Annotated in this window: 1 protein-coding gene; it reads right to left on the bottom strand. The window is 46.2% G+C overall.

Annotated features, from left to right (window positions below):
- Positions 1 to 513: cadherin-like beta sandwich domain-containing protein (locus tag AC1DO4_RS27895; protein WP_477421065.1), on the bottom strand; the 513-nt coding region annotated here is incomplete at both ends.

Here is a 513-nt window from a genome sequence, read left to right as displayed (position 1 = left end):
GATGTCCCGGCTATATTGTTCACTGTAAAAGATGCATGACTGTCACTTAACGTGGCGCTTTGTTGTACACTGGTTGCAGAAGGCGTTACAGATGCCGTGTAGTTATCTGTTGCACCTATTCTTTTCAATGTAACGCCACTTATCTTGAACGATGCGAGGTTTGCATTTGCTGCACCGGTTTTGCTGACAGCGATAGTGTAAGTGCGCGTGGTAATGCCGTCTTCGGCTGTTACTACAATGACAATATTGGTCGTAACTCCTGCCTCGAGCTGCACTGTATTGACTATGCCCGATGTCCCGGCTATATTGTTCACTGTAAAAGATGCATGACTGTCACTTAACGTGGCGCTTTGCTGTACACTGGTTGCAGAAGGACTTACAGATGCCGTGTAGTTATCTGTTGCACCTATTCTTTTCAATGTAACGCCATTTATCTTGAGCGATGTGAGGGTTGCATTTGCTGCACCGGTTTTGCTGACAGCTATAGTGTAAGTACGCGTGGTAATGCCGTCT

Source organism: Mucilaginibacter sp. P5_A6 (assembly GCF_056400585.1).
This window is presented reverse-complemented; position numbering and strand designations above follow the sequence as displayed.